Annotated in this window: 27 protein-coding genes; 6 read left to right on the top strand and 21 right to left on the bottom strand. The window is 66.3% G+C overall.

The features are described 5' to 3' along the window. Positions 1-284: 284 nt before the first annotated feature. Complete coding sequence (locus tag ACQR1E_RS16365; protein WP_316165829.1) at positions 285-1265, bottom strand: bifunctional riboflavin kinase/FAD synthetase; 981 nt, start codon at positions 1263-1265, stop codon at positions 285-287. Between the two features lie 267 nt (positions 1266-1532). On the opposite strand from ACQR1E_RS16365, the gene ACQR1E_RS16370 reads away from it, so the two are divergent. Then, positions 1533-1928 carry a response regulator gene (locus ACQR1E_RS16370; protein ID WP_006613531.1) on the top strand — a complete coding sequence of 132 codons (396 nt, stop codon included), beginning with the start codon at positions 1533-1535 and terminating at the stop codon, positions 1926-1928. A 69-nt stretch (positions 1929-1997) separates the two neighbouring features. On the opposite strand, the gene ACQR1E_RS16375 is transcribed toward ACQR1E_RS16370, so the two are convergent. From ACQR1E_RS16375 to ACQR1E_RS16420, 10 genes are all read right to left on the bottom strand, one after another. Beyond that, the gene (locus ACQR1E_RS16375; RefSeq protein ID WP_315713614.1) at positions 1998-2852 is read right to left on the bottom strand and encodes a TIGR01459 family HAD-type hydrolase; all 855 of its coding nucleotides are present in this window, start codon (positions 2850-2852) and stop codon (positions 1998-2000) included. Between the two features lie 15 nt (positions 2853-2867). Further along, positions 2868-4406: an EAL domain-containing protein gene (locus tag ACQR1E_RS16380; protein ID WP_315754467.1), complete on the bottom strand. Its 1539-nt coding sequence runs from the start codon at positions 4404-4406 to the stop codon at positions 2868-2870. Between the two features lie 316 nt (positions 4407-4722). Continuing rightward, on the bottom strand, positions 4723-5283 hold the full coding sequence (locus ACQR1E_RS16385) for a phage holin family protein (RefSeq protein WP_315825376.1): 561 nt from the start codon (positions 5281-5283) through the stop codon (positions 4723-4725). A 455-nt stretch (positions 5284-5738) separates the two neighbouring features. After that, a complete protein-coding gene (locus tag ACQR1E_RS16390) occupies positions 5739-7082 on the bottom strand; it encodes an aspartate aminotransferase family protein (protein WP_315754462.1) in 1344 nt (447 codons plus the stop codon). Between the two features lie 306 nt (positions 7083-7388). Beyond that, positions 7389-8354: a 50S ribosomal protein L3 N(5)-glutamine methyltransferase gene (gene prmB, locus ACQR1E_RS16395; RefSeq protein ID WP_315754460.1), complete on the bottom strand. Its 966-nt coding sequence runs from the start codon at positions 8352-8354 to the stop codon at positions 7389-7391. After that, on the bottom strand, positions 8354-8818 hold the full coding sequence (locus ACQR1E_RS16400) for a molybdenum cofactor biosynthesis protein MoaE (RefSeq protein ID WP_316187094.1): 465 nt from the start codon (positions 8816-8818) through the stop codon (positions 8354-8356). The genes prmB and ACQR1E_RS16400 overlap by 1 nt, the downstream gene beginning before the upstream one ends. 19 nt (positions 8819-8837) lie before the next feature. Then, positions 8838-9089: a molybdopterin converting factor subunit 1 gene (gene moaD, locus ACQR1E_RS16405; protein WP_315754458.1), complete on the bottom strand. Its 252-nt coding sequence runs from the start codon at positions 9087-9089 to the stop codon at positions 8838-8840. Then, entirely contained in the window at positions 9086-9727 is a 642-nt protein-coding gene (pgsA, locus tag ACQR1E_RS16410; protein ID WP_315754456.1) for a CDP-diacylglycerol--glycerol-3-phosphate 3-phosphatidyltransferase, read from the bottom strand. Before pgsA ends, moaD begins: the two co-directional genes overlap by 4 nt. A 254-nt stretch (positions 9728-9981) precedes the next feature. Continuing rightward, positions 9982-10317, bottom strand: coding sequence for a GIY-YIG nuclease family protein (locus ACQR1E_RS16415; RefSeq protein WP_316174354.1), 336 nt, complete (start codon positions 10315-10317; stop codon positions 9982-9984). 106 nt (positions 10318-10423) lie between these two features. After that, complete coding sequence (locus ACQR1E_RS16420) at positions 10424-11488, bottom strand: quinone oxidoreductase family protein (protein ID WP_316187095.1); 1065 nt, start codon at positions 11486-11488, stop codon at positions 10424-10426. On the opposite strand from ACQR1E_RS16420, the gene ACQR1E_RS16425 reads away from it, so the two are divergent. After that, a complete protein-coding gene (locus ACQR1E_RS16425; protein WP_315713604.1) occupies positions 11429-11917 on the top strand; it encodes a MarR family winged helix-turn-helix transcriptional regulator in 489 nt (162 codons plus the stop codon). The genes ACQR1E_RS16420 and ACQR1E_RS16425 overlap by 60 nt on opposite strands. Positions 11918-11929: 12 nt before the next feature. Here the strand turns inward: ACQR1E_RS16425 and uvrC are convergent, their stop codons facing one another. Beyond that, positions 11930-13993 (bottom strand): excinuclease ABC subunit UvrC, encoded by a 2064-nt coding sequence (gene uvrC, locus ACQR1E_RS16430; RefSeq protein ID WP_315713603.1) that lies wholly within the window; start codon positions 13991-13993, stop codon positions 11930-11932. 243 nt (positions 13994-14236) lie between these two features. Here uvrC and ACQR1E_RS16435 point away from each other — a divergent pair, with 243 nt between their 5' ends. After that, positions 14237-14872, top strand: coding sequence for an outer membrane protein (locus ACQR1E_RS16435; RefSeq protein WP_315713602.1), 636 nt, complete (start codon positions 14237-14239; stop codon positions 14870-14872). Positions 14873-15128: 256 nt separating this feature from the next. Here ACQR1E_RS16435 and ACQR1E_RS16440 read toward each other — a convergent pair whose 3' ends face one another. From ACQR1E_RS16440 to ACQR1E_RS16455, 4 genes are all read right to left on the bottom strand, one after another. Beyond that, the gene (locus ACQR1E_RS16440; protein ID WP_006612991.1) at positions 15129-15344 is read right to left on the bottom strand and encodes a cold-shock protein; all 216 of its coding nucleotides are present in this window, start codon (positions 15342-15344) and stop codon (positions 15129-15131) included. Positions 15345-15596: 252 nt separating this feature from the next. After that, on the bottom strand, positions 15597-16457 hold the full coding sequence (locus ACQR1E_RS16445; protein ID WP_315713601.1) for a 23S rRNA (adenine(2030)-N(6))-methyltransferase RlmJ: 861 nt from the start codon (positions 16455-16457) through the stop codon (positions 15597-15599). A 135-nt stretch (positions 16458-16592) separates the two neighbouring features. After that, positions 16593-17297: a ribonuclease T2 gene (locus ACQR1E_RS16450; RefSeq protein ID WP_315754447.1), complete on the bottom strand. Its 705-nt coding sequence runs from the start codon at positions 17295-17297 to the stop codon at positions 16593-16595. A gap of 132 nt (positions 17298-17429) precedes the next feature. Further along, complete coding sequence (locus tag ACQR1E_RS16455) at positions 17430-17894, bottom strand: hypothetical protein (protein WP_315825371.1); 465 nt, start codon at positions 17892-17894, stop codon at positions 17430-17432. Positions 17895-18062: 168 nt separating this feature from the next. Between ACQR1E_RS16455 and ACQR1E_RS16460 the strand changes: the two genes are divergently transcribed. Together ACQR1E_RS16460 and ACQR1E_RS16465 are read left to right on the top strand one after the other, a co-directional pair. Then, positions 18063-18368, top strand: a complete 306-nt coding sequence (locus ACQR1E_RS16460) for a hypothetical protein (RefSeq protein WP_315713661.1) — start codon at positions 18063-18065, stop codon at positions 18366-18368. Positions 18369-18451: 83 nt separating this feature from the next. Continuing rightward, positions 18452-19000, top strand: a complete 549-nt coding sequence (locus ACQR1E_RS16465; RefSeq protein WP_315754445.1) for a DUF3617 domain-containing protein — start codon at positions 18452-18454, stop codon at positions 18998-19000. Between the two features lie 46 nt (positions 19001-19046). Here ACQR1E_RS16465 and ACQR1E_RS16470 read toward each other — a convergent pair whose 3' ends face one another. The 5 genes from ACQR1E_RS16470 to ACQR1E_RS16490 form a co-directional block, all read right to left on the bottom strand. After that, the gene (locus ACQR1E_RS16470) at positions 19047-20039 is read right to left on the bottom strand and encodes an NAD(P)H-quinone oxidoreductase (protein WP_434897296.1); all 993 of its coding nucleotides are present in this window, start codon (positions 20037-20039) and stop codon (positions 19047-19049) included. Between the two features lie 18 nt (positions 20040-20057). Continuing rightward, positions 20058-21263 (bottom strand): ABC transporter substrate-binding protein, encoded by a 1206-nt coding sequence (locus ACQR1E_RS16475; protein ID WP_434863540.1) that lies wholly within the window; start codon positions 21261-21263, stop codon positions 20058-20060. 82 nt (positions 21264-21345) lie between these two features. After that, a complete protein-coding gene (locus ACQR1E_RS16480) occupies positions 21346-22197 on the bottom strand; it encodes a fumarylacetoacetate hydrolase family protein (protein WP_434863539.1) in 852 nt (283 codons plus the stop codon). 31 nt (positions 22198-22228) lie between these two features. Beyond that, a complete protein-coding gene (locus tag ACQR1E_RS16485; protein WP_434897297.1) occupies positions 22229-23752 on the bottom strand; it encodes a bifunctional 3-(3-hydroxy-phenyl)propionate/3-hydroxycinnamic acid hydroxylase in 1524 nt (507 codons plus the stop codon). A gap of 69 nt (positions 23753-23821) precedes the next feature. Beyond that, positions 23822-24613: a DNA-binding transcriptional regulator gene (locus tag ACQR1E_RS16490; RefSeq protein WP_434897298.1), complete on the bottom strand. Its 792-nt coding sequence runs from the start codon at positions 24611-24613 to the stop codon at positions 23822-23824. 140 nt (positions 24614-24753) lie between these two features. Here ACQR1E_RS16490 and ACQR1E_RS16495 point away from each other — a divergent pair, with 140 nt between their 5' ends. Further along, positions 24754-25737 carry a VOC family protein gene (locus tag ACQR1E_RS16495; RefSeq protein WP_316171640.1) on the top strand — a complete coding sequence of 328 codons (984 nt, stop codon included), beginning with the start codon at positions 24754-24756 and terminating at the stop codon, positions 25735-25737. The last annotated feature ends 12 nt before the right edge of the window (positions 25738-25749 follow it).

Consider the following 25749-nt stretch of genomic DNA (forward strand, 5'->3'; position numbering starts at 1 on the left):
GATCGCGGGCGGCGGAACGAGCAGAGACATCCCGGTCTTGCGCCGAGCTCAAAGCTCAGGCGGAAGCCGGGCCGCTAATGCCGATGATGCGCCGTATCAACATGGGGCCTCCTCATAGCAGCCGGACTGCGGAATCGCAAAGCGATCCTGCGGCAGCAGCGCTACGGGATCGTCGTTCAGCGTCATTCCGGGGCGATGCGCCAGCATCGAACCCGGAATCTCGAGATTCCGGGTTCGGCCCTGGCGGGCTGCCCCGGAATGACGTCACCGATGGAGCAGGAGGATCAGCCGATCTCGCCGAGCCGGGGGAAAAGGCCGGGATGGGCAGCCAGCAAAGCGCGGGCCCTGGCGCTGTCGTCGTCCATCTGCCGGATCAGGGCCTCGATCGAGCTGAATTTGGCCTCCTCGCGGATGAAGCCGATGAAGGCGACGTCGAGGACCTCGCCATAGAGGCTGTCCTTGAAGTCGAACAGGAAGGTCTCGAGCAGCGGCGCGCCGTTGTCGAAGGTCGGCCGGCGGCCGAAATTGGCGACGCCGTCGATCAGCACCCGCTCAGCGCCGCGGCCGCGGCCGACCCGGACGGCATAAATGCCGTGGCGCAGCCCGCAATCGCGATCGAGCCGCATGTTGGCGGTGGGGTAGCCGAGATCGCGGCCGCGCTTCTCGCCGTGGATGACCTCGGAGCTCACGAACCAGGGGCCGCCGAGCATCGCGGTCGCCTCGCTGACCTGGCCCTCCGCCAGCGCTTCGCGGATCGCGGTGGAGGACACCGGCCGCTCGTCGATGTCGACATGGGCCTGGATGTCGACCTCGATGCCGAGCTTGGGGGCCTCGTTGGCGAGCAGGCTGGGCGAGCCGACGCGGCCCTTGCCGAAATGAAAGTCGTAGCCGACCGCGATTCCGGCGATCCCGAGCCGCCCGATCAGGTCATGGTGAATGAAATCCTGCGCCGAGGTCTGGGCGCGGGCCTTGTCGAAGGCCATGACCACGGCGCCGGCAAGGCCGGTTCCGGCCAGGAGTCGCAGCTTGGCGGTCTCGTCGGTCAGGCGGAACTGCGGGGTGTTGGGGCTGAAGAAGCGCCGCGGATGCGGCTCGAAGGTCAGCGCCAGCGCTGGGCGCCCCTTGGCCTTGCCCATCTCGATCGCCGCCTCGATCACGGCCCGGTGACCGAGATGGACGCCGTCGAAATTGCCCATCGCCACCACCGCGCCCTTGAGGATGTCCGACGGCGGGGTGGAATCGCGGATGATCTTGAAATCGGGCATGTGACGGAAATATCTCGCGGATTTCGGTGGGCTACCGGCGGACGGTGGTTGCCGTGACGGTGGGCGGCCGGCCCCGCGAAGTCAAGCCGAAGGGGTTCCTCCGCTCATGCAGCGCAGCAATAGCGACATGCAGCCGCAGCGCAGTTAACGCGCTGTTTAACGGCTGATGCTACTGCTGAAAGCGGATGGCGGGGTCGGTTACGACCCGTGCCGCATGAGCTTTTTTGTAACAGTCTGCGCGTTGTGTTCGCGTCTGGGGGAGTCAAGATGGCGGTTGATTTGACGATGCCGGTGCTCGTCGTCGACGATTACAGCACCATGATCCGTATCATCAGGAATCTTCTCAAGCAGATCGGTTTCGAGGACATCGACGATGCCAGCGACGGCTCGATGGCCCTCAACAAGATGCGCGCCAAGAAATACGGCCTCGTGATCTCCGACTGGAACATGGAGCCGATGACCGGCTACGACCTGCTCCGCGAGGTCCGCGCCGATCCGAACCTGGCGACCACGCCGTTCATCATGATCACGGCGGAATCCAAGACCGAGAACGTGATCGCGGCCAAGAAGGCCGGCGTGAACAACTACATCGTCAAGCCGTTCAATGCCGCGACCTTGAAGACCAAGATCGACGCGGTGTTCCCGGACATGGCAACGGCCTGACGCCCGCCTGATCCACTCCAACGAAAGACGCCCGGCACTCGGCCGGGCGTTTTGCGTTTCAGGATCCGTTCACCACTTCAATTCGCGCATCAGGGCGCGCGGCGGATGGCCGAACAGCTCCTTGATAGAGGCCGGGTCGAGCTGCTCGACGCCGGCGAACTCCTCGGAATGGATGCCGCGGGTCACGAACAGGCAGTCGATGCCGAAGCCGTGCGCGCCGGCGAGATCGGTTCGGACGGAATCGCCGATCGCCAGCACCTCCTCGCGCGCGACCGGCCGGCCGGCGTGCTGCTCGGCCAGCATCATGGCCCGCTCGTAGATTGGCCGGTGCGGCTTGCCGTAGAAGATCACCTCGCCGCCGAGCTCGCGATAGAGCTCGGCGATGGCGCCGGCGCAGTAGATCAGCCGGTCGCCGCGCTCGACCACGATGTCCGGATTGGCGCAGATCAGCGGCAGCTTGCGCTCGCGGGCGCGCAGCAGCATCGGCCGGTAGTCCTCGGCGGTCTCGGTCTCGTCGTCGTAGAGGCCGGTGCAGATGATGTAGGACGCTTCTTCGAGCGGCGACAGCGCCAGGTCGAGACCGCGATGAATGGAATTGTCGCGCTCGGGGCCGAGCCAGAACACCTTGCCGCCGGGATGATCGGCCACGTAGTGGCGGGTCAGGTCGCCGGAGGAGACGATGGCGCTGTAGACCTCGTCGGCGACGCCGAGCTTGCGCAACTGGCGCTGGACCGAATCGGCCGGCCGGGGTGCGTTGGTGATCAGGATCACCGTACCGCCCTGGCGGCGAAAGTGGTGCAGCGCGTCGCAGGCGTCGGGGAAGGACTCGAGCCCGTTATGGACCACGCCCCAGATGTCGCTCAGCAGCACCTGCTTGCGGCCGACCAGATCGCGCAGCCGCTCTTCGAAGCGGAGAACGGTCATGGCAGCCGGCTGATCTCAGAGGGTCCCGGCGGCACGGCGGGCGAGGGCGGCATTGCCGCTGCGCGTCGGAGCATTGGTGTGTGACGCGTCGAGAGAGGTGGTGCCGGCGGCATTGGGGTCCTGAATCTTGATGTCCTGCCCGCCCGATGGGCCGGCGGCGGCCTCGCCGGTAGCAGATGCGCCCTCGGGTCGCAATGGGCGGGGCGGCGCGAACAGGAAGCCCTGGCCGAAGCGGACGTCGTAGTCGAGCAGGTCGACGACGCTGTTCTCACCTTCGATCCGCTCGGCGATCAGGTCGATGCCGAAGCGGCCCAGCAGATCGGAGAGATCGGTCGGGTGAATGTCGGAGGCCGAGCTTTGCTTCGGGTCGAGCAGCAGCGCGGCCGGGACCTTGATGAAGCGGACTCCGCGATCGGCGAGCTCGCGCGGCTCGAACCGGAGGTCGGTGACATGGTCGATCGAGAAGCGGTAGCCGCGCTGTGCCAGGGCCGCGAGATGCTCGGTCCCGGTCGGACCGAGGCTGCGAAGGGTCGACTGCTTGAATTCGAGCACGAAGGACGGCGCCAGGGCGCGATTCGCTTCGAGGAAATCGAGGCATTGCGAAAAGTTTGCAGGGCTGCTGAGCGTCGCCGAGGAGATGTTGCAGAAGATGCCGACGTCCTTGTTGCGAACCATCAGGCGGCGCAGCACCTGGACGCAGCGAAGCAGAACCATGTGGTCGATGCGCCCGACCAGGCCGGCGGCTTCCGCGATGCCGATGAAGTCCTCGGCCGCGACCACCTGGTCGCGCTCGTCGCGAAGCCTGGTCACCGCCTCGTAGAAGCGCACCTTGCGCTGTGGCAGCGTCACCAGCGGCTGCAGATAGATGTCGAGGCGGTTGTCCTCGATCGCGCCTTTGACGGCGGCGAGGATCTGCGGCTGGCTGCGCGGCACGGCCGTGACCGCCGGGGCCTGCGGTTTGGGCGGCAGGGGGGCGGCAGCCGGTGCCGCGCTGAACGTGCCGGAGGTCTCGGCCACCTTCTGCTCGACGCCGCGCGACGGCAGCGCGTTCATCTCGAGCGCGCCGCTGGAGGAAGCGGTCGCCGGGAGCGGGCGATCGGCGTCGCGAACCGTGCCGGCCCCAGCTCCCGGCGGTGTTGCCGGCGGGATGGCCGCGATCAGGTCCTCGTGCTGGGCCACGGTGACGGCGAGCTGCTTCATCAGTCCGCCGAGCTCGTTGATCTCGCCGATGACCCCCTGCAGGCGATCGGCGCTGACCGAGCTCGACGACACGATGCGTCCCTCCACCGCCGACAGGCGGCGGCCGAACTCGGCGACCTGACGCGCGAGGTCGGCGGTGCCGCGCGACAGATCGGCTATCTGGCTGCCGATGTCGGTGCGGTCGCGCAGTCGCATCGATACGGCATTGTAGAGAATCAGGAACGTCAGTGCGGCGAGCGCGACGATCGCGGATTCCGAGCCACTGATACCGGCCACCGAATACAGGATCAGGCCGAGCGAGGCCGCGACCAGAACCATACAAATGGCAACGAAAATTGTGGAGATACGGATCATGCTTGGCGACGCTCCCAACCGAACGCAACCTTAGCACTTCTGTTGATTCGCGAGGATAGTGGGCGGGATTCAAATACCGGGAGACGCCGATGATTTCTCGTCTGCGTGTCATTTACGCAAGTTCACGTGGGAAAGCGGAGTGTCATCGTAGTGTCGCGGGTCCGTAGAACGCCGGAGTACGCGCCGTGCGGATTCCAGACATCTTTAGACATGCGCGCGGTGCCATGAGCTGATCAACGCGTGTTGCTGAGCAGCTCAATTGAGCCGGTGATTCTTCGATGTCCGTCGAACCGCGCCTGCCGCTGTCCGGGCAGGCTCACGTGCTGCGGTGACGCCGGCGCAGGGCGGCCACGCCGAGCAGCAGTGCCGCAACGGCGACACCGACGGGTACGTTGATCCGTCCGAGTGCGCCCGCAACTCCGCTCGCGTGATTCGTGGAAGTCGATGACGGTGCCAAGGGGATGGTGTCGGGATCGATCTCGTCCGCGTCGGGTTCCCGGGCCACGGGCGCTGCGATCGCCACGCGCAGCCGGCTGGAGAGCGACGGATAGTGCGGCGAAGGGCTGCGGAGCTTCACTGCCGCGACGATCGCGCAGATCGCCGCCAGCGCGATCAGGATGCCGCCGACAACCGCGAACGCGGTGAACAGGCCGTAGGTCATTTCCACCCAGCGGAACAGCGCGGTCAATCCGACGATGCAGGCGGCGATCAGGAAGATGCCCGCGGTGGCGAACAGCCCGGCGGCGACGGCGTAGGACGTCACCGTTCCGGTGGCCTGCCGGGCGCGATCCCGAATGTAGGATTGGGTGGCGCGCTTGACGCGGTTGAGCCTCTGTTCGAGCCCCAATCGTAGCAGCTCTCCTGGCGGTGCAAGCATGCGCGTCCTCCGACAATCCGCTCGCCGCGCGCAAACCGCCGGCTCGCGACATGAACGTGGAGGATTTGCGAAGGTTCCCGGCAGGAAGGCGTGCCGTTCTGCGGCAATCCTTGCAGGGCAAGCTATTTGCGATCGGGGATGCTCTCCCGCACGCCGGGTAGGAGCGGACTTCATAAGGTGATGGCGGCGCATGACCGATGCGGAGCCAGAGCGAGACCGTATGAATAGCTATGCCAACCAACGTTATTCCAGGGCAAGGCCGCAGGCCTTGAACCCGGAATCCAGATATTGTCTCGCGTCCCTTCCCAACAAGTACGAGATTCCGGGTTCAATCGCCAACGCGTGGCCGCGTTGACGATTGCCCCGGAATGACCGCTGCTGGGAAGCAGTCCAGATAAGGAAATGGCGGCCACCGGGGCCGCCATTGTTGTTGGCTGACGATGTCCGCGCGCGGCTTACGCCACGGCCTTGATGACCTTGCCGACCTTCTCGATGATTTCGCCGACCTGATCCTCGCTGACGATCAGCGGCGGGGTCAGGGCCAGTGTGTCACCGGCGATGCGCAGCATCAGGTCGTTGTTGTGGAAGGCGGTCTCCATCGCGGAGTAGCCGCGCTTGCCAGCCGCGTCGGGCAGCGGCGCGAGGTCGATGCCGGCGGTGAGACCAACCGTGCGGATGTCCAGCACGTTGGGCAGGCCCTTGAGCGACATCACGGCGTCGGCGAATTTCGGCTCGATCGCGCGGGCGTGCTCGAACAGCTTGTCGTCGCGATAGATGTCGAGCGTGGCGAGGCCGGCCGCGCAGGCGATCGGATGCGCCGAGTAGGTGTAGCCGTGGGTGAACTCCACCATGTGCTCGGGGCCGCTCATGAAGGCGTCGTGGATGGTGTCGCGTACCAGCACGCCGCCCATCGGTGCCGCGCCATTGGTGACGCCCTTGGCGAAGGTGAGAAGGTCAGGCGTCACGCCGTAGCGCTCGGCGGCGAAGGCGTAGCCGAGGCGGCCGAAGCCGGTGATGACCTCGTCGAAGATCAGCAGGATGCCGTGCTTCTGGGTGATCTCGCGCAGCCGCTTGAGATAGCCCTTCGGCGCCGGGATCACGCCGGTCGAGCCGGCCATCGGCTCGACGATCACGGCGGCGATGGTGTTGGCGCCGTGCAGGTTGACGAGGTTCTCGAGCTCGTCGGCGAAGTGCGCGCCATACTCCGGCTCGCCCTTGGTGAAGGCCTGCTTCTCGCGGTCATAGGTCGCCGGGATGTGGTCGACGCCGGTCAGCAAGGTGCCGAACAGCTTGCGGTTGTTGACGATGCCGCCGACCGAGGTGCCGCCGAAGCCGACGCCGTGATAGCCGCGGACGCGGCCGATCAGGCGGGTCCGGCTGCCCTGGCCGTTGATCTGGTGATAGGCGAGCGCCATCTTCAGCGCGGTGTCCGCCGCCTCCGAGCCGGAGTTGCAGAAGAACACGTGGTCGAGGCCGGCGGGCGCGAGATCAGCGATGCGGTTGGCCAGCTCGAACGCCTGGGGAATGCCGAACTGGAACGGCGGCGCGTAGTCGAGCGCCGCGGCCTGCTGGCCGATCGCCTCGGCGATCTGGCTGCGGCCGTGACCGGCGTTGCAGCACCACATGCCGGCGGCGGCGTCGATGATCTTGCGGCCATCGACGGTGATGTAGTGCATGTCCTTGGCACCGGCGAGCAGGCGCGGGTTCTTCTTGAAGGCGCGGTTCGCGGTGAACGGCATCCAATGCGCGGCAAGATCATTCGGAACGGTGACGGCGGGGCGGGGGCTCTTGTCCAGCATGGGGACCTCTCGGACGGTTGTGCGACGGCGGCAGCATGATCCGGAAAGGTGGCGAACCGGTGCCAGAAAAGCTTGCCGAAACGGATCGTGCTTGATGGGCCTGAATGCGTGCGCCGACGTTGTCAGCCGCTGATCCGGGCCGCCGCCAAGCTATCAGCTTCGCGGACGGACGGAAATGTCAAAGGTCCAGCGTTCCCGCTGCCCTGGTGAGCGGATTCTGCACAGCAGCAGCAGATTGTGCCGCATATTGGAAGTCGCTGCGTCATTTCGCGCCAACCGCGCCGGTGTGCCTCGGGCAGCCGCGTCTCAGACGAGATCGCGCGCGGTGATCCAGAACACTTCGCCCTCGGAGTCCTCGGTGTCGAGCCAGAGCAGCGGCAGGTCGGGATAGGCCGCCTCGATCTGCGGACGGTCGCGCCCGACCTCGCACAACAACCCTCCCTCCGCAGTCAGGTGGTCGCGCGCCTGGCTGAGGATGCGATGGATGATGTCGAGCCCATCGGTGCCGCCGTCGAAGGCCAGCGCCGGCTCGGCGCGGCATTCCCGAGGCAGGCCGGCCATGCCCTCGGCGTCGACATAGGGCGGGTTGGTGATGATCAGATCGTAACGGCGCTGGCTGAGCGGTGCGAACAGGTCACCGCGGTGCAGCGAGATGCGCTCGCCGAGGTCGTAGTCGGCGACGTTCTTCGCCGCAACGGCGAGCGCATCCTTGGAGATGTCGACGGCGTCGATCACCGCATTGGGGAAGTGGCGGCTGGCCAGGATCGCCAGGCACCCAGAGCCGGTGCAGAGGTCCAGCACGCTGTCCACGGCCAGCGGATCGTCGATCAGCGAGGTGCCGTCGGCTTCGGCGCCGCCGAAATGCGTCTCCAGCAGCTCGCCGATGAACGAGCGCGGCACGATGACGCGCTCGTCGACGTAGAACGGCAGGCCGCGCATATAGACCTTGTTGACCAGATAGGCCGCCGGCTTCCTCGTGGTGATTCGCGCCGTGATCAGGTCGAGGATCGTCTTGCCTTCGGCCGCGGTGACCCGGGCCGTGACGAAGCTCTCGAACTGATCGGGGCGCAGATGCAGCGCCTCGCCGATCAGGAAGGCGGCCTCCGACACCGGATCGGTGGTGCCGTGCGCAAACACCAGATCGGCGTTCTGGAAGCAGCTCACCGCGTAGCGCAGGTAGTCGAGCAGGCTCGCCAGCTCGCCCGCATTGACCTTCGGGAGCTTCGGCGCCGCCGCCTTGCGCGGTGCTGCCGTCTTGACCTTCTTCGCCATCACGACTTCCAGCGCGCCGCGGCGGCATCGTCGTGGCTCTTGGCCTCGACCCAGCCGCCGCCGTTCTCGGTTTCCTCGCGCTTCCAGAACGGCGCGTTGGTCTTGAGATAATCCATCAGGAACTCAGCCGCCTCGAACGCCGCCTGACGGTGGCTGGATGCGGTCACCACCAGCACGATGTTCTCGCCCGGCCGTATCCGGCCGAAGCGGTGAATCACGGTCATGCCCTGCAGCGGCCAGCGCGCCATCGCCTGCTCGGCATGGCGCATGATCTCGGCTTCCGCCATCCCTGGATAGTGCTCGAGCGTCAGTGCGCTGATCGGCGTGTCATGGTCGTTGCCGCGGCACAGGCCGGAGAAGCTGACGACGGCGCCGATGTCGGTGCGGCCATGGCTGAGGGCTGCGATCTCGGCCGCGGTGTCGAAATCCTCTTGCTGCACGCGGACGGTGACGATCGCGGTCATGGACAGATATTCCGTTACGTCAGCCGCCGGTCATCGGCGGGAAGAACGCGATCTCGCGGGCGCCGGCGATGGCCGCATCCGGCTGCACATGGGTCTGGTCGATCGCGGTGCGGATCACCTTCGGCCTCTCGAACGCATAGGCGTAGCCCTCGCCGCGCGTGGTGAGCCAGGCGATCAGCTCGCTGACCGTGCGCACGTCCGCCGGCGGCTCGATCGTCTCCTCGGCCTTGCCGACGCGCTCGCGCACCCAGGCGAAATACTTCACCTTCATCGCGAGTCCGCCTCGATGAGGTGGTGGATGCCGGCGCGGAAATAGTCGTAGCCGGTGTAGATGGTGAAGACCGCCGACAAGCCGAGCAGCCAAATTCCGATCCCGCTCACGATCGGGCCAACGGCCGTCGAGATCTGGGCGACCGCCGCATCGCCGGCCTCGCCCGCGAGCAGGAAGCCGATTGCCACCAGTTGCATCGTGGTCTTCCATTTGGCGACCTTGGTCACCGGCACCGAGACGCGCAGCGCGGCGAGATATTCGCGCAGGCCCGACACCAGGATCTCGCGGCACAGGATCACGATGGCCGCCCACAGCGACCAGTTCTGGATGGTGCTGTCGGCGGCCAGCATCAGCAGGCAGGAGGCGACCAGAAGCTTGTCGGCGATCGGATCGAGCATACGGCCGAATGCCGATTGCTGGTTCCAGATCCGCGCGAAATGACCGTCGAGATAGTCGGTGATCCCAGCCGCAATGAACACCGCGACGGCGACCCAGCGGAGCCACAAAGGATACATCCAGACCGACTGCGCGTAGATGCAACCGACCACGACCGGTATCGCGGCGATGCGCGTATAGGTCAGGATGTTCGGCAGGGACGTCGACGTCTTGCTGGGCACGCGTGTGGTCGCAATATTCATCCGGTGTACCAATACTGCCGCCGTTCGGACGTCAACCTCCGAGCCAAGCCGCTTCGGCAGGATGACGCAGATATGACGCGAATCGCAACGAAGTCTTGCGGAGATAGGAACTCTTGCGCATGCGGCAACGCGACCCGCAACGCTTCATTAAGCAACCGGACGCGGTCGCGCCAGTGCGCAGATCGGCGGGCGCGACGCACGGCTGGGACCTTGTTGCGGTGCAGTGACGGCTGCGCGAAGGCTTGAGCGAAAGCTCAGATCGCCTCCGCGCCATGCACCGCGCACCAATGCGCCTGGCGTTCCGCGAACACGCGGTCGCGGACATAGCCCAGCGTCTCCTCGTCCAGGGTCTCGATGACGTCCAGGCTGAACGCCTCCGCGCCGTGGGCGGTCCAGGCCGCCTGCAGGCCGCCGCGGCGATGGCCGCCCTGGCGCAGGGTGAACCAGAGGCGGTTCTGGATCTTGTCGAGGTCCGGCGCGCAGCCGACCCAGCGCTGGCCGGTGGCGGCGCAGGTCACGGCGAAGATGCCGGCAGGTGTCTTGCGTTCCTTATAGGCGGCGACGGCCGCCTTGCGCTGGTCGGGGGTCATGGTGGGGCTCCACTTTAACCCGGGTAATTTAGCGTATATTTTTATCCGGGTAAATTGTTTTTGCCGACAGCCTGCCAACTCGCCGTTTTTTTTTCTGTCCCGGCTTTCACATGGTGAGCACGACGCGGCGGGTGGCATCATCCCTGGCCCAATTGCGTTCGATCGCGTTCAGCGGGATCGGATCGGCCGCGATCTCGAGCCGGGCAGGGATGGCCGCCTGCAACAACTCATCGGTGAGCGCGATCAGACGCTCGAGCGGAATGCTGCCGATGCCGCTGCCCATCAATTCGATGGCTGATGCGCGCAGCACCGCGCTCGGCAGGGTGATGTCGCCGCTGCTGATGGAGCCGATCTGGACGAATCGGATCGGTCTCGCCTCCGCGCCCGCCTTGGCCGCTGCCATCAGCAGCCGCTCGGCGCTGGCGCCCCAGAGATAGTCGAGCACGACGTCGACACCCCCGGCGAAATGGGGCTTGAAACGTTCCTCCAGCGCGTCGCCATCGCCGACCAGGGGAATGACCGCGTCGGCGCCGAGCGCGGTCAGGGATTGCAGCGTCGCGGCGTTGCGCCCGGTCGCGATCACCTTGGCCGCACCGAGATGCTTGGCGATCTGAACCGCGAGCCGACCGGACGTTCCAGTGGCGCCATTGATCAGCACGGTGTCGCCGGCGCGGAGGTGTGCGCGCTCGCGCAGCGCCGCCCAGGACGACAGGCCAGGATTGGCGATTGCCGCCGCGGTGACGTCATCGAGATCATCGGGCAAGGCGAGGCATCGCGCCTTCGGTACCACCGTCTTTTCGGCCATGCCGCCATGGGGGGCCCTGGGAAGCACGAAGTAGACCCGGCTGCCGTCCTCACAGCGGCCGACGCCATCGATCCCAGCCACAAAGGGAAACGCGCCGGTTGAGCTGTAGTGCGTGCCGGAGGCGCGGGCCTTGGTGATCTGGCTGATCGCTGCGGCGGTCACGGTGATCAGATGCTCGTCAGGAGCAGCGATCGGGTTGGCGAAATCGGCGTAGACCGGCGGCTGCCCGGCTTTCTGGACAATAGCGGCTTTCATGGTGGAGCTCCGGATTATATGTGTATAATGCACATATATCCGGAGGGACTGATGTCGCCAAGGAATAATGTGCAAAATACACATATAAGTGAGCAGCTCCGCGTCCTGCACGGGGCGCTGCTCGACATTGTGGCCGTGATGAACCGGCCGCAGCGCGACGAGGCGCTGATCAGGGAAGCCGGCATCGCGCTCGACCGCGCGCTGTTTCCGCTGCTGGTCGGAATCGAGCGATTTGGCCCGATCGGTGTGGTCGAGATGGCGGATCGGGTCGGGCGCGACTACACCACCGTCAGCCGCCAGGTCGCCAAGCTCGAGAGCCTCGGGCTGGTGGCACGCCAGGCCAGCGCCGCGGACCGGCGGGTGCGCGAGGCGGTGATCACGCCGAAGGGCAAGGCCATGACCGACCTCGTCGACGCTGCGCGCGAGCGGATCGGCCGCGCCATCTTCGAAAGCTGGGAGATCCGCGATGTGGATGAGCTGGTGCGGCTGATGCGGAAGTTCGCCGATGCGGTGAAGCAGGAGCCGCCGGCTGCGGCTTGAGCCGCGATCGGCTCAGCTCGCGTTGCTGTGAAAATACTCGAAAATCTTCCGCGCGCTTTCGGCGCTCACGCCCGGCACCTTGCCGAGATCGGCGATCGAGGCGCGCTCGATCTCCTTCAGGGTGCCGAAATGGTGCAGCAGCGCGCGCTTGCGCGACGGGCCGATGCCGGGGATCTCCTGCAGGCCGGCCTCGCGGATGTCCTTCTTGCGCAGCTTGCGGTGCGAGCCGATGACGAAGCGATGTGCCTCGTCGCGCAGCCGCTGGATGAAATACAGCACGGGGTCGCGCGGCTCGAGCTTGATCGCCTCCCGCTCCGGGATGAACAGCGTCTCGCGGCCGGCGTCGCGATCGGGGCCCTTGGCGACCGACATCAGCGCGACATTGGTGACGCCGAGCTCGGTGAAGATCTCGCGGACGGCATTGAGCTGGCCGCGGCCGCCGTCGATGATGACGAGATCCGGCCATTGCGGCACGTCGTCCTCCTTGGCCGCGCGGGCGACATCCTTCTCCGACGGTGACACCAGCCGCTTGAAGCGGCGCTGCAGCACCTCCTTCATCATCGCGTAGTCGTCGCCGGGCGTCAGCCCTTCCGACTTGATGTTGAACTTGCGGTACTGGTTCTTCATGAAGCCGTCGGGGCCGGCGACAATCATCGCGCCGACCGCGTTGGTGCCCTGGATGTGGCTGTTGTCGTAGACCTCGATGCGCTTCGGGACCTGCGGCAGGCCGAGCGTCGTCGTCATCGCCTCCAAGAGCCGGCTTTGCGTTGCGGTGTCCGCGAGCTTGCGGCCCAGCGCCTCGCGCGCATTGGTCAGCGCATGGATGACGAGGTCCTTCTTCTCGCCGCGCTTCGGGCAGGACACCTCGACCTTGTGGCCGGCCTTGACGCACAGCGCCTCGGCGAGCAGCTCGGCTTCCTCGATCTCGTGCGACAGCAGGATCAGCTTCGGCGGCGGCTTGTCGTCGTAGAATTGCGTGATGAACGCCGACAGCACCTCCTCCGGCAGATAGCTCTTCTCCGCGCGCGGGAAGTAGGCGCGGTTGCCCCAGTTCTGCCCGGTGCGGAAGAAGAACACCTCGACGCAGGAATAGCCGCCCTCCTGGTGGATGGCGAACACGTCGGCTTCCTCGACCGTGCGCGGATTGATGCCCTGCTGCGAGGAGATCGCCGACAGCGCCGCGAGGCGGTCGCGATAGACGGCGGCAGTCTCGAATTCGAGCTCGCCCGACGCCTTCTCCATTTCGGCCGCCAGCAGCGCCTTCACCGCCTGGCTGCGTCCGGACAGGAAGTCGGTCGCCTCGCGCACCAGCTCGGTGTAGCCGGGGAAGTCGATCTCCTGGGTGCAGGGCCCGGCGCAGCGGCGGATCTGGTGCAGCAGGCAGGGGCGGGTGCGGCTCTCGAAGAACGAGTCGGTGCAGGAGCGGATCAGGAAGGCGCGCTGCAGCGCCGTGATGGTGCGGTTGACGGCACCGGCCGAGGCGAACGGACCGAAATAGCGCCCCGGCCTGGACTGCGCGCCGCGGTGCTTGAGGATCTGCGGCGCCCAATGGTCGCCGGTGATGAGAATATAGGGAAACGACTTGTCGTCGCGCAGCTGCACGTTGAAGCGCGGCTTGAGCTGCTTGATGAGGTTCGCCTCCAGCAGCAGCGCCTCGGTCTCCGTGGTGGTGGAGACGATCTCGACCGTCACGGTGGCTGCGATCATGCGCAGGATGCGCGCCGGCAGCGGCGCGTTGGCACGCGCATAGGACGACAGGCGCTTTTTGACGTTCTTGGCCTTGCCGACATAGAGCACGTCGTGCGCCGCGTTGAGCATGCGGTAGACGCCCGGCGAGGTCGGCGCCAGCCGCACCGCGTTCTCGATCGCCGCGTGGCCGATCGCGAGCGGACCTTCGCCGACCGCCTCCAGGCTCTCCTCGGCCAGCTCCGGCAGCCGGCCGTCATCGTCCTCGTCTGCGGCCGATGCGGCGGGATCGAGGTCGGGCGTGTCGATGGTCTCGGGCGGCAGGTCGGCCGCGCCACGCCGGCTCGGGGGCGCCGGCGCCTTGGGTGGATCGGAGCTGTGGGTGGTCATGTCCGCAAACTAAGCGCTGCCGCGCCGTCTCGCCAGCTTGCGATGGCGCCATGCACAGGGCAGGGCGGTAACGCTTCGTTAAGCACGTTAATGGCCGGGTAACCCGGCTTAACAACGGCTTAACCTAAAACTCTCGATAAATGCTCACGAAAGAAGCGAGAGTTCCGTAACCACGCCGGCCCGCGCACCACAGTCGCGCGGCGCAGGCTCCGGCGGGTGACGGCGAGTGGCGTGGAGTGAGCGATGAACAGGTTCTTGGTCGGTGCTGCCGCCGCGGCGGGCTTGGGCGCGGCGGCTCTCGGATCGGTCTCGGCCCAGGCGGCGGATCTCGGCTACGGGCGCGGCGCGCCCTATACCGTGAACCAGCCCCTCAACGCCTACAGCTGGGCCGGGCCCTACCTCGGCGGCACGCTGGGCTATGAATGGGGCACCGTCGGCAACAACCCGACCAAGCCGTCCGGTCTCACCGGCGGCCTGACCGCGGGTTACAATTGGCAGAACGGCCCGTGGGTGTTCGGCGCCGAGGGCGACATCAACCTGACCGGCGCCAATGACACCTTCGCCCCGTGGAAGTTCTCGAACCCGTGGTTCGGCACATTGCGCGGCCGCGCCGGCTACGCCTTCAACAACATCCTGTTCTACGGCACCGGCGGCCTCGCCTTTGGCGGCCTGCGCGCCGAGACCTTCGGTCTTTCGGAATCGCACACCACGGTGGGCTGGACGCTCGGTGCCGGCACCGAGTTCGGCCTCGCACAGAACTGGACCGCCAAGATCGAGTATCTCTACGTCGATCTCGACAGCAGCAATTTCGTGATCACGGGGGCGAAGAACGACTATCGGTTTGGAATTGTGCGCGCAGGCATCAACTTCCACTTCTGATGGCAACGAGGGAATAGGAAGAAGAAACGTCCAACGACAACCTCCCGGCCGCTCGCGCGGCCGGGATTTTTTTGTCGGAGCGCTCTGTGCAATCTGGCAGGCGCGCATCACTGCGCGCGGCCTGCACGTACGAGCCGGCAATGCTGTGCACGCGAGCAGGCGCTGCCGACAGCTTCCAAACCAGCGAAGAGGTGGCGTCGAGGCGCGCCCGGCTGCAATCATGCCGGCGCGTGAACCACCGCCAGGCGGGCTCGCCCTAAGACGACAGCACCAGGTTCACCGCTTTCGGGCCCTTGCCCTTCTTGTCCGGCTCGACCTCGAAGCTGATCCGCTGTCCTTCGGTCAGGTCCTTCAGGCCCGCGCGCTCCACCGCCGTGATGTGCACGAACACGTCGCGTCCACCGTCGTCCGGCTTGATGAAGCCGTAGCCGCGTTCGCCGTTGAAGAACTTGACCGTCCCAGTCATGGCCATCGGGAAACTCCTCCCCCGCAATGCTTCCTCCACTGCGCGCCCTGCGCAGCGTCCGACCGGACATCACTTTGATCGGAAAGCGTTGGCCACCTTAACGCCCAGCGCTCGCCGCGCCGGATCGCCGGATCTTGTTAGGCCTTGATCACCCCGCCGCAACCATTCGCGGAAGCGGAACGTAAAGCCAGTCTTACAATCGGACACAATAATACGGTTCCGCGCCGATTGACTACGGCTTTTCGACCAGTCGCCGTTTCAAGCTTTGGGGAATTCGAGTCGGAAGCGCGCCGCGCCGCCTTGGCCGAGGGGCTTCTGCAGTTCCTGCAGGATGAGCTTCAGCTCGTCATGTAATGTCCAGGGCGGGTTGACGATCAGCAGCCCGGTCGAGGTGAGCGCCTCGCCTTCGATCTGCGGCGCAACACTGAACTCGATCCGCAGAACCTTGCCCGGCGGCTTGGCCGCGGCTGCGAGCGCCGCGACACGATCGCTCAGCTCTTCCGTCGCACGCCGGCTCTTGGCGGGATACCACAGCACGTAGATACCGGTGGTCCACTTCGCGAAGGCCGCGGCGAAGCGATCGGCGAGCCGCTCGAACTCATCCTTCGCCTCGAACGCCGGATCGATCAGCACCACGCCCCGGCGCTCGTTCGGCGGCACGAAGGCGGGCAGGGCGACCCAGCCGTCGAGATCGACGACACGGGCCTGGGTGTCGCGGCGCAACTGATCGATCAACTGCTTGCGGGGGATCGGCGCGAGCTCGCACAGGGTCATGCGGTCCTGCGGCCGCAGCAGCGCGCGCGCGATCAGCGGTGAGCCGGGATAGGCGACCAGTTCGGCCTTGGGATTGAACGATCGGACGATATCCAGATAGGGCTGGACCAGCGCATAGGCCTGATCCGACAGCCGCGCCTGCAGCACGCGGGCGATGCCGGTGAGATACTCGCCGCTGCGCGTCGCCTCGTCGCCGGTGAGGTCATACAGGCCGGCGCCGGCATGGGTGTCGATCACCCGGAACGCGGCGGGCTTCTCCTGGAGGTAGACCAGGATGCGCGTCAGCACGATGTGCTTGATGACGTCGGCGAAGCCGCCGGCGTGGAAGGCGTGTCGGTAGTTCATGCCATCCGGGTTACGCCGTTCCGCGTCAAAAGGGTACCCCGTCGATGCGCCGGATGCCCTCCGGAGAGCCGCGGATGAGCGCCGCCGCAGGAGGCGCCGCAGGCCGACGCGCTGCGTCGCCCCGATTCGCAGCCGCTAGCCGCCGCGGACCGGCGGCATGTTGACCTCGTCGCGCCGGCAGGCCTGCCGGTCGATCTCGTCGCAGTTGCGAAACTCCAGATCCTTCGACAGACAGATCCGGACCTCGCTCAGCCTGGTGCGATTGCAGGTGACGGCAATGCCCGATGTCGTGAGCTTGGGGTTGGCCTTGATGAAGGCCTCCTCGATCGCCGCCGGCGCCACCGTCTTGGCCTCCGCGAGATCGAGGAATTCCGGGGGGATCTTGATGGCGGCGCGGGCCTTGCGGATGGCTTCGAAATAGGCCTTCGCCGACACGCCGGCGCAGGTGCCGTGCTTGTCCCACTCGTTGTAGATCAGGCCCGGCGCCGGCATCAGGTCGAGCATCGAGGTCATGATGTTGCGCGGCAGGCGCGGCGCCGGCTGCTCGCAATATTCGGGGTAGCCGTTCTCGTATTGCGGCCACAGCCCGTGCACGACGAACGAGTACGGTCGGCCGCTGCATTGCTGGGACCGGCTGCCGCGACCGCCGCGCTCCTCGGCTTCGGCGCAGTACGAGGGCGACCACGACAACGAGAGAACGTAGAAGTCGAACGCGCCCGGCGCATTCTGGCGGCGGTCCTGCGCCTCGGCGGCGCCAGCCGTGAGCACACCGAGCAAGAGGGCAAAGCAGGCGATCGTTCTGGACAACAGGACGGCAGGTCGGCACAGGCAATCGAACATGGCGTACTCCCCGGACAATGCCATGAGCCTACCAGCGCGCGGGAACATTTCAAGAACAAAAATGGCTGCCCCGAGGCAGCCATTCGTCAGCCGGCCGCCCGCGCGAGCGGCCGATACGCCGGGAAAGGCAAATCAGGGCTTGGCGGCGCGGCAGGCCGGATTGAAGGCCCAGTTGCGATCGAGGCCGACGACGCAGAACTCGACGCCCTGGTCATAGCCGGCGAAGCCGCCATCCTCGATGATCGAGAAGTTGACGGTGCGCGCCTTGCCGTCGCTGATCATCACGCTGCCGGTGCAGAAGCGACGCGGAATGTTGTCGGACTGCCAGGGCCGGAAGGCGATCTCATGGACATTGGCGACGCCGGTGATCGTCAGCGAGGAATTCCAGAAGGTGCTCTCCTTGTCCTGGAATCGCGAGACGATGGTCGGAATGGCCGCCTCGCAAGGCGCGACCCGGCCTTCGTATTTCGGACCGGACAGCCAGAAGTTCATCTCGAGCGGGTTGGCGGCCTGAGCCGGGGCGATGGCGACGATGGCGGCAAGCAGCGCGCCACAGGCGGCGCCGAACATCTTGAAAGGTGAGCTGAAGTCGCGCATGGGCCGTCCGCAAGGCTGATCCGGGAGCGTGGACCGTGCCGCGGCGGCCACAGGAGGTCAAGTGCAACGCGGCAACACTCCACGATTAGTCCTGTTAACGTGAGGCCGGTGTTCTTTTCTTGACCGGACAGGACCTTTAGAATGGCAGGCCAGATCGAGGAGAATGCAATGCGGACGCTGATGGCCGGATTCGTGAAGACTGCAGGCCTCGTGGCCGCTGGGATGGTGCTGGTTGCCGCGTCCGCCCAGGCCGACGTGGTGCCGCCCTTCAAGGGCAACGACACCGGCGGCATCATCGCCTTCCAGCTGGCCCAGACCACGGATGCGCGCCAGCTCGCGGTCGATCATTGCGCCTCCTACGGCAAGGTCGCGAAGTTCCGCGCCGTCGATGCGCGTTACGGTGGCTACGTTTCGTTCGCCTGCCGCTGGGTGCCCTATGGCTCGGCGCAGCGGCCGCTGCGGACGCTGTACTGACCTTCCATCAACTGCCGTTCTCCCAATTGCCACTTTTCTGCGGCATTCGCTCCGGCATCGATCAACGAGCCGGAACGGGGCATATGACCTGCACACGCATCGCAATTGGGCTGTTGGCCTGCTGCCTCCTGGGCGTGACCGCGAGCCATGAGGCACGGGCCGTCGACCTGCCGGTGCGCAAGGCCGGCCTGTGGGAGCTGAAGATGATCAGATCCGGCGGTCAGCTGCCGGAGGCGACGATGCAGCACTGCACCGACGCGGCCACCGACAAGGAGATGAACAACTTCGCCTCGCCGATGGCGCAGCAGGTCTGCTCCAAGCAGGACATCCAGAAGACCGCGACCGGCTACGTCTCCGATTCGGTCTGCAATTTCGGCGGCATCAATACGACGTCGCATGCCGACATCACCGGCGACTTCAACTCGGCCTATACGGTGAAGACGATGTCGCGCGTCACGGGCGGCGCCGCCGGCACCGGGGTGAAGGACACCGCGATGACGATCGAGGCCAGATGGCTCGGCGCCTGCAAGCCCGACCAGAAGCCCGGCGACATCGTGATGCCCGGCGGCATGAAGATGAACGTCAAGGACATGGCCAAGCTGAAGGCCCTGATCCCGGGCGTGAAGCAGTAGGCGGGCGCTCGTTGCGCGTGGTGGGCGCAGCGACGTGGATCGTCGCTCATTCGCGGACGTTGAGCATGATCTTCCCGATGTGCCGGCTCGTCTCCATGCGTTCGTGCGCATCGGCTGCCTCGGACAGGCGATAGGTGCTGTCGATGTGCGGCCGAATGGCCGTTCCGAGCAGGGGCGAGATGCGCTGCCGCAGCTTGCTTGCGAGGCGGCGTTTGATATCGAGTGACGTCGACCGCAGGAATGCGCCGGTGATGCTGGCCCGGCGCGCCATCAGGCTGCGCAGCGGCACCGCCAGCTCCTTGCCATGTCCGGCCGAGAGCAGGGCGATCCGTCCGCCCATCGCGAGCGCCGCAAGGTCCTGCGCGATGTGAGTGCCGGCGGAGGTGTCGAGGATGCAGTCGACGCCGCGCTTCCCCGTCGCCGCGCGGATCTGCTCGGCGAGATCGGGATCGGCATAGTCGAACACGGCGCCGCAGCCGAGCCCGAGTGCCAGGGCGCGCTTCTCTGCGGTGCCGGCGGTGGCAATGACGGGATGACCCAGCGCGCGCAGGAGCTGGATCGCTATCGTGCCGACGCCGCTGCTTCCGCCATGAATCAGGGCCGTCTCGCCGGGCGCCATGCGCATCAGCTCGAAGAAGTTGAACCAGGTCGTGAACAGCGCCTCGGGCAGGCCGGCGCCTTGGATCAAGTCGAGGCCGCTCGGCAAGTCCAGTGCAAGATGCTGGTCGGTGGCGACGTATTGCGCGTATGAACCGCCGTCGGTCAGTGCGATCACCGCTCTACCCAGCCGTTCCGGGGAAACGTTGGCGCCGCAGGCCACGATGCGCCCCGAGGCTTCCAATCCCGGTATGGGATTGGGCTCCCGCAACGGCCCGGCAGCGCGCTGGTTGCAGTCATGACGGTTGATGCCGGCGGCTGCGACCTCGATCAGCACATCGTCTGGTCCGAGGCGCGGCACCGGCCAGTCCTGTCGCTCCGACAGGACCTCCGGGCCGCCCGCGGCGGTGATGATGACGGCGCGCTGATCGTCCGGAATCATGCTTGGTCGCTCATGTGCTCACTTGCTGACCAGGCTGCACTTGCTGCGGTCGAGCGGGCGAAACGCCTGATCGGGGGCGATCTTCGTCACCAGCTTGACGAAGTCCCAGGGGCGCTTCGATTCGGCGGGGGTCTTGACCTGGACCAGATACAGGTCGTGCACCATGCGCTGGTCGTCGCGGATCTGGCCGTGGTCCGCATAGGCATCCGAGACCGGCGTGGCTTTCATTCGGGCCATCACAGTTGCGCCGTCGTCGCTGTCGGCATCCTTCACCGCCTGCAGATAGTGCCGCACGGCCGAATAGACCCCGGCCTGGATCTGTGACGGCATCGCCTTCCGGCGCGCGTAGAACGCGTCGGAGAAGCGGCGCGCGGCGGGAGAGGCATCCTCGAAGAAGCTGGTGACGATGAGATCGCCCTGCGTCGCCTTGAGGCCGATGGCCTCGATGTCGACGTTCTGGAACGACATCGGCACGATCTTCATGCCCTGGGCCGCAAGCCCGAATTCCTCGGCCTGCTTGATGGCCGTGGCATTGTCGCCGGCGACGTTGAGCGCCAGGATCTTGGCGCCGGAGGCCTGGGCCTGCAGCAGGAACGAGCCGTAATCCGGCGTGCCGAGCTGCGCCTTGACGCTGCCGGCGACCGTGCCGCCGAGCTCGGCGATGCGGGCGCGCGCGGTTGCCTCGACCGAATGGCCGAATGCGTAGTCGCCGGTGATGAAGAACCACGGCTCCTTGCTGGTCTGCATGATGCCCGACACGACGGCTGTCGCGGTCGAATAGGCGTCGTGCGTCCATTGCACCGAGGTCGGGGCGCAGGCCTCGTCGGTGAGCTGATTGGCGCCGGCCCCGGAGATGAGAAAGATCTTGCCGTTGCTGCGCACCAGCTCCTGGACGCCAAGGGCCGCGCCGGAGCTGCCGCCGTCGGCGATCGCCTGCACACCGTCCTGCTCGAACCAGCGCCGGGCGATCGCGACCGCGATATCCGGCTTGTTCTGATGATCGGCCTGAAGGATTTCGATCGGCCTGCCGTTGATCTTGCCACCGAACTCATCAGCGGCCATCCGGGCCGCTTCCACGGAGCCGGGCCCCATCGCGGTCGCGAAGATGCCGGTCATGTCGGTGAGCACACCGATACGGATGGCACCCGCCTTGATTTCGGCCTGCGCGGATGAGCCTGCAAGCAGCAGCAGGCCAGCGATGCTGGATCTGAGACAGCGCGACATGATGATCCTCCCCGGATTTGAAGATTTGGTTTTTTGTCGTGTTTGATTGGTGCGCCTCGCGGTTCTCCGCGAGGCGGAAACGTCAGGCTTCCAGTTCGGCAGTCACGGGATTGCGCAGCGCGCCGATGCCCGAGATTTCGACCTCGACCGTATCGCCGGGCTTCATGAACAGAGGCGGGGTGCGCTTGAAGCCGACGCCTCCCGGCGTGCCGGTGACGATCACGTCCCCGGGCAGCAAGGTCATGATCGTCGAGCAATAGACGATCAGATCGGGCACGTCGGTGATGAGGAGATCCGTGGTGGTCCGCTGCACGGTCTCGCCATTGAGGCGGGTCTGCAGCGTCAGCTTGGACGGGTCGGGAATTTCGTCGGCGGTGACCAGCCAGGGGCCAAATGCGCCGGACTGATCGAAGGTCTTGCCCGACAGGAATTGCGACGTGTGGCGTTGCCAGTCGCGGATGCTGCCTTCATTGTAGCAGGAATAGCCGGCGATGTGCGTGAGCGCGTCCTCGCGCCGGACATGCCGGCCGGCTTTCCCGATCACGAGCGCGAGTTCGCCCTCATAGTCGAAATGATCGGAGACACCAGGGCGAATGACCGGTTGCAGATGTCCCACCTGGCTGGTCGGAAAGCGCGCGAACAGCGCGGGCTTCTCGGTGACCGTTCGTCCGGTCTCTGCGACGTGGTCGCGATAGTTCAGGCCGACGCAGATGATTTTGCCGGGATCGGGGATGACGGGCGCGAAGGTGATCGCATCGAGCGGATAGTCGGGCGGTTCGGAGGTGAGCAGCGCGGCGGCGTCGCGAAGCGCATCCGCCTCGAGCAGCGCGCGCAGGCTCTTCGCCGGGAGCCGCCGGCCGAGGTCGACGACACCGTCTCCCTTCACCGCGCCGTAACCGGCACGCCCGTCGATCACAAAGGAAACCAGCTTCATACGTGAACCCTCTCAAAAAGAACGGAAACGCTCAGGCCGCGCTCGGCAGCGGTGCGAGGAAGGCGAGGCCTGACAACAGCGCCGCGGGATCTTCGCCCATGCGGACAGCACCCAGGATGTAGCGGTCGGGGCGCATCAGCACGGCGTCGAAGCCGTGCTGATCGAGCCAGCCGTCGAGGCCGCCAGCTTCCTCGCCGCAAATGACGGCGACGTCGGCGGCCGTCAGGCGGGCATGATGCTGCTCGATCATTGCGGTCCCGAGACCGGACCGGCATAGCAGCGCGAAGCGATAGCCGACGCGGTCGTCGCTGCGGCCGTGATCACGGCTGCGGAATTGCGGCGCCAGCTTTCCCGTCATGCTGCGTTCGCCGCAGGCAAGGCCCGGGCCGAGCACTGGCTTCTGCACGTCGAGCTTGAGCTGGCCGTCGCCCTGTGCCGTGCCGGTCGCAAGCGCCGCCTCGACCGCCTTGGTGTTGATCAGCCCACCCAGCCGGATCGCGAGCTCGATGAATTCGCGCACATGCGGCGCGCGCTCGCTCTGATAGGTGTCGAGAAGATCAGGCGTCGCCTTCCCGGCAATCACAAGCGCCAGCTTCCATGCGAGGTTGGCTGCGTCGCGAATGCCGGCACACATGCCCTGACCGAGGAAAGGCGGGGTCTGATGCGCGGAATCGCCTGCGAGCAGGAACCGTCCGGCACGCCATTGCTGGGCGACCGCGGAGTGGAATGTGTAGACGGCGGCGCGTTCGATCTCGGCCTCTGCGGGCCGGAGCCAGGGCGAGAGCAGCTCCCACACGCGAGCCGGTTGGGTGATCTCGACCCCGTCCTCGTCAGGACGAACCGTGATCTCCCACCGGCGCCGGTTGCCGGTGCCGCGAATATAGGTTGCGGGACGCTGCGGGTTGCAGTGCTGGACGCTGAAATCGCCGAGATCGGGCCGCTCCTCCCTCAGCAGCACGTCGCAGACGAGCCAGCGCTCGTGAAAGCCGAGATCGTCCAGCGCCGAGCCGATGAAGCGGCGCACCAGCGAACGTGCACCGTCGCAGCCGATGACATAGGCGCAGGAGATGTCGACGAGCCGGCCGGTGCCGAGGTCCTCATAGCGAACGCGCGCCCCCTCGCGGTCCTGCTCGAGCGCGAACACATCACAGCGCGTGCGCAGCTCGACATGAGGCCAGCGCTCGAGTCCCTTGTTGAGCACGTTTTCGAGATCGGGCTGGTGGAATCGGTAGCTCAGATTCCAGCCCATCGCGGTCGGCTCGCTGGGGCGCGGCCAGTCGAGCAGCAATCGTCCCCCCGCATCGACGAAGCGCATGCCGGGACTCAATGTAAGGTGGGGCAGGATGGCGTCGGCAAGGCCGATGGTCTGGAACACGCGCATGCATTCGTCGTCGAAATGCACCGCGCGCGGCAAATGATAGGCCTTGGCTTCGCGCTCCAGGATCAGCGTGCGGATGCCGCACAGGCCGAGCAGGTTGGCGAGCGTCGAGCCCACGGGCCCGCGACCGACGATGACGACGTCGAAGCTTCCGGAATGTGCGGCCATGTTGCTCATGGCCGCATCTGTTCCGCAACCGCCTCGCACCTTCAAGGCGCGGTCACGAACTGTCCGCGCAGCGGACGCTCAGGCCTGGACGGGGATCGCGGCCGCGGCGTCGCGCAATGGGGCCGCGTACTGAGCGACAGCCTCCTCGAGGGTCATGGCGGAGCGGATCCAGATGATCGAAATGCAGCCGAACACGACGTCGCCCCGCACGATCGGCACCGCGATCGACGACGTCTTCGGATTGAATTCGCCCTCGTTGCGGATCGCATAGCCGCGCTGAGACGTTTCCGTTATCATGCGCTGCAGCCGCTCGGGCGCCAGGAAGAAGAGGTCCTCGGCATCCTCGATGCGTCGCAGATGGTTGATGATGAGGTCCCGCTCTGCGGGCGGGCAGGAGGCCAGATAGGCCCGGCCGGCCGAGGTGTGCAGCATCGGCAGCCGCTTGCCGATCATGCTGCGATCGATCGAGAGCGGGCTGCGCGCATGCGTGGTCTCCTGGATGACCATCGCGCCGTTCTCATAAGTCGACAGATCGACCGGCCAAATCAGGCTGCGGCTGAGCTCGGCGAGATAGGGCGCGGCGACCTGGCAGATGAAGATGCCGGGATCATAGCCGTCGCCGAGGCTCAACGCGTGGCGCGTGACCCGGAAGCGGTCGTCGCTGGCGCTGCGCGCGACGTAGCCGAGTTCCTCGAGTGTTTCGAGCAACCGATAGACCGTGGGCCGCGGCAGATCGAGCTGGCGCGCCACGTCGCCGGCGCGGATGCCCCCGGACCGATTGACCGCGCGCAGCACGTCGAGCCCCCGCTTGAAGGCGCGGACACCCTCCGCAGGACGGGCCTGCGGAGATCGCGTCCGTTGCTTGGACACTTGGAAAATCCTCCCTGTTCTTCGTTTCCGTCCGCCGATACCGTCTTGAGAACGCGAGCCGGATGCAGGGGCGGCAGTCTACTGCAGGACCGCGCGGAGCTGATACGAAATTCCGCCCGCGCCTTTCGGGAGAAAACAAGATGGAAATAACGGCGCTCGGTTACATCGGCATCAAGTCGTCTCAAGCGGAGCAGTGGGGACGCATGGCGACCGAGCTCCTCGGGATGCAGCGCGTGGATCGCGCGGCCAGCGTGCAGGCCTATCGGATGGATGATCGCAAGCAGCGGCTGATCGTCGATGGCAGCGGCGATGGCGGGCTCGCCGTCATGGGCTGGGAGGTCGGCGACGCTGCCGCGCTCGCGCGGCTCGCGAGCCGTCTCGACGACAACGGCGTGAAGGTGGCCCGCGGTTCGCAGGCACTGGCCGACGAGCGTCATGTTAGCGAGCTGATCTGCTTTCAGGATCCCGCTGGCAACACGATCGAGGTGTTCTGGGGGGCAGCCGTCGCCTCGGATCCCTTCAGGCCGGGACGTCCGATCTCCGGCTTTCGCACCGGGCCGCTCGGCATGGGGCACGTCGTGCTCAACGTCGAGGACGTCGAGCCGCTGCTGCGGTTCTATCGCGACCTGCTCGGCTTCAAGGTGTCCGACTTCGGCCTGACGCCGTACAAGCTCTATTTCTTCCACGTCAACGGCCGTCACCACAGCTTCGCGATGGTCGGCTCCGGTCGCCGCACACTGCATCACTTCATGGTGGAGCTAGGTAGTCTCGACGACGTCGGCCAGGGCTACGACCTGGCACAGCTCGACGACGGGCGCGTGGCCTACACGCTGGGCCGTCACACCAACGACCACATGACCTCGTTCTACGTCAACACGCCCTCCGGCTTCTTCATCGAATATGGCTGGGGCGGCCGGGTGATCGATCCCGCGACGTGGCAGCCGCATGAGACCTTCGACGGCCCGTCGCTGTGGGGGCACGAGCGATTGTACCTGCCGGACGAGCAGCGCAAGCGCATGCGTGACATGCGGCTGTCCGCCGCCGCACGCGGCGTCCGCGTGCCGGACCCACGCGTTCCGCCGCTGAACTGCGCCTGGCTCGACGCCGTGATCGCGCAGGAATGAGCTGTGCGGCGC

The sequence above is a fragment of the Bradyrhizobium sp. HKCCYLRH1030 genome, assembly GCF_051168395.1.
Taxonomy (GTDB): Bacteria; Pseudomonadota; Alphaproteobacteria; order Rhizobiales; family Xanthobacteraceae; genus Bradyrhizobium.

Coding starts and splice junctions, on each gene's coding strand:
- ACQR1E_RS16365 (WP_316165829.1), bottom strand. CDS start 1,265: ATGCCCGATTTCAAGATCATCCGCGATTCCACCCCGCCGTCGGACATC.
- ACQR1E_RS16370 (WP_006613531.1), top strand. CDS start 1,533: ATGGCGGTTGATTTGACGATGCCGGTGCTCGTCGTCGACGATTACAGC.
- ACQR1E_RS16375 (WP_315713614.1), bottom strand. CDS start 2,852: ATGACCGTTCTCCGCTTCGAAGAGCGGCTGCGCGATCTGGTCGGCCGC.
- ACQR1E_RS16380 (WP_315754467.1), bottom strand. CDS start 4,406: ATGATCCGTATCTCCACAATTTTCGTTGCCATTTGTATGGTTCTGGTC.
- ACQR1E_RS16385 (WP_315825376.1), bottom strand. CDS start 5,283: ATGCTTGCACCGCCAGGAGAGCTGCTACGATTGGGGCTCGAACAGAGG.
- ACQR1E_RS16390 (WP_315754462.1), bottom strand. CDS start 7,082: ATGCTGGACAAGAGCCCCCGCCCCGCCGTCACCGTTCCGAATGATCTT.
- prmB (WP_315754460.1), bottom strand. CDS start 8,354: ATGGCGAAGAAGGTCAAGACGGCAGCACCGCGCAAGGCGGCGGCGCCG.
- ACQR1E_RS16400 (WP_316187094.1), bottom strand. CDS start 8,818: ATGACCGCGATCGTCACCGTCCGCGTGCAGCAAGAGGATTTCGACACC.
- moaD (WP_315754458.1), bottom strand. CDS start 9,089: ATGAAGGTGAAGTATTTCGCCTGGGTGCGCGAGCGCGTCGGCAAGGCC.
- pgsA (WP_315754456.1), bottom strand. CDS start 9,727: ATGAATATTGCGACCACACGCGTGCCCAGCAAGACGTCGACGTCCCTG.
- ACQR1E_RS16415 (WP_316174354.1), bottom strand. CDS start 10,317: ATGACCCCCGACCAGCGCAAGGCGGCCGTCGCCGCCTATAAGGAACGC.
- ACQR1E_RS16425 (WP_315713604.1), top strand. CDS start 11,429: ATGTCGCCAAGGAATAATGTGCAAAATACACATATAAGTGAGCAGCTC.
- uvrC (WP_315713603.1), bottom strand. CDS start 13,993: ATGACCACCCACAGCTCCGATCCACCCAAGGCGCCGGCGCCCCCGAGC.
- ACQR1E_RS16435 (WP_315713602.1), top strand. CDS start 14,237: ATGAACAGGTTCTTGGTCGGTGCTGCCGCCGCGGCGGGCTTGGGCGCG.
- ACQR1E_RS16440 (WP_006612991.1), bottom strand. CDS start 15,344: ATGGCCATGACTGGGACGGTCAAGTTCTTCAACGGCGAACGCGGCTAC.
- ACQR1E_RS16445 (WP_315713601.1), bottom strand. CDS start 16,457: ATGAACTACCGACACGCCTTCCACGCCGGCGGCTTCGCCGACGTCATC.
- ACQR1E_RS16450 (WP_315754447.1), bottom strand. CDS start 17,297: ATGTTCGATTGCCTGTGCCGACCTGCCGTCCTGTTGTCCAGAACGATC.
- ACQR1E_RS16455 (WP_315825371.1), bottom strand. CDS start 17,894: ATGCGCGACTTCAGCTCACCTTTCAAGATGTTCGGCGCCGCCTGTGGC.
- ACQR1E_RS16460 (WP_315713661.1), top strand. CDS start 18,063: ATGCGGACGCTGATGGCCGGATTCGTGAAGACTGCAGGCCTCGTGGCC.
- ACQR1E_RS16465 (WP_315754445.1), top strand. CDS start 18,452: ATGACCTGCACACGCATCGCAATTGGGCTGTTGGCCTGCTGCCTCCTG.
- ACQR1E_RS16470 (WP_434897296.1), bottom strand. CDS start 20,039: ATGATTCCGGACGATCAGCGCGCCGTCATCATCACCGCCGCGGGCGGC.
- ACQR1E_RS16475 (WP_434863540.1), bottom strand. CDS start 21,263: ATGTCGCGCTGTCTCAGATCCAGCATCGCTGGCCTGCTGCTGCTTGCA.
- ACQR1E_RS16480 (WP_434863539.1), bottom strand. CDS start 22,197: ATGAAGCTGGTTTCCTTTGTGATCGACGGGCGTGCCGGTTACGGCGCG.
- ACQR1E_RS16485 (WP_434897297.1), bottom strand. CDS start 23,752: ATGAGCAACATGGCCGCACATTCCGGAAGCTTCGACGTCGTCATCGTC.
- ACQR1E_RS16495 (WP_316171640.1), top strand. CDS start 24,754: ATGGAAATAACGGCGCTCGGTTACATCGGCATCAAGTCGTCTCAAGCG.